Annotated in this window: 1 protein-coding gene; it reads left to right on the top strand. The window is 78.9% G+C overall.

Annotated features, from left to right (window positions below; translation table 11 throughout):
• Positions 1–797 (top strand): (Fe-S)-binding protein (locus ND748_RS33115; protein ID WP_251750171.1); only part of this gene is annotated, 797 nt, incomplete at both ends.

Genomic DNA, 797 nt, shown 5'->3' with positions numbered 1-797 from the left:
CCGCCGACCTGGTCGCCGCGCACGGGGGGTCGCTGTCGGGCGAGCACGGCGACGGCCGCGCCCGCAGCGAGCTGCTGCCCCGGATGTACTCGCCGGCTGCCATCGCCGCCTTCGCCGGGTTCAAGCACCTCTTCGACCCCGCGGACCTGCTCAACCCGGGCGTACTGGTCCGGCCCCGGCCCGTCGACGCCGACCTGCGCCTGCCCGCGGCCCGCCCGTTGCCCCTCGCCGGCGGCTTCGCCTTCGCCGCCGACGCGGGGGACTTCGGGCGGGCCGTGCACCGCTGCGTCGGGCTCGGGACCTGCCGGGCCGACACGTCGGCGGCGGGCGGGTTCATGTGCCCGTCGTTCCTCGCCACCCGGGACGAGAAGGACTCCACCCGCGGGCGGGCCCGGGTGCTGCAGGAGATGGCGAACGGGACGCTGGTCCGCGGCGGCCCCGCGTCCCGGGAGGTCACCGAGGCGCTGGAGCTGTGTCTGTCCTGCAAGGCCTGCGCCCATGACTGCGCGGCCGGGGTGGACATGGCGACCTACAAGTCCGAGGTGCTGTACCGGGCGCACCGCCACCGGATCCGGCCGGTCAGCCATTACGTTCTCGGCTGGCTGCCGCGCTGGGCCCGCCTCGCCGGCCGGGCGCCCGCGCTGGTCAACGCGGTGCTGGCCCGGCCCGCTGCCCGGCGGGCCTGCGTCCGACGGGTACCACCGCGCCCGGCCCGGGCCCCGGAGGGTCCGCCCGCGCCCGACCGCGGCCGACCCCGCCCGCCCGAGGCCGACCGCGGCCTCCCGGCCGGGCGCGCC

Source organism: Frankia sp. AiPs1 (assembly GCF_023716945.1).
In the GTDB taxonomy this organism is placed as follows: Bacteria; Actinomycetota; Actinomycetes; order Frankiales; family Frankiaceae; genus Frankia.
The sequence above is the reverse complement of the archived record's forward strand: the minus strand, read 5'-3'. Positions and strand labels throughout refer to the sequence as shown.